The 215-nt window shown below is 55.8% G+C and carries 1 protein-coding gene; it reads right to left on the reverse strand.

All coding sequences use genetic code 11. From position 1 onward, the window contains the following. Positions 1-215: phage tail sheath subtilisin-like domain-containing protein (locus FDX22_RS21955; RefSeq protein ID WP_370317701.1), on the reverse strand; the 215-nt coding region annotated here is incomplete at both ends.

Genomic DNA, 215 nt, shown 5'->3' on the forward strand with positions numbered 1-215 from the left:
GCGCCGGATCGTTACGGATAAAGACCGCATTACGTGCGGTGCGACTGGCTGCCAGTTCATCTGCCGGAGTCTGAGTTTCTTTCTCGTACCCGGCCAGGGTGATGTGCTGTTGGTTAAGCTGATCGCCTGCGGCAACCAGATCAGAAAGCGTTCCTAGTTTTGCAGTATAAACGTGGCCATAAAGCTGGCGCGCATAGCTCCAGCGACCGCTGGTA

The organism is Citrobacter sp. TBCS-14 (genome assembly GCF_005280805.1).
GTDB classification, from domain to species: Bacteria; Pseudomonadota; Gammaproteobacteria; order Enterobacterales; family Enterobacteriaceae; genus Citrobacter; species Citrobacter gillenii.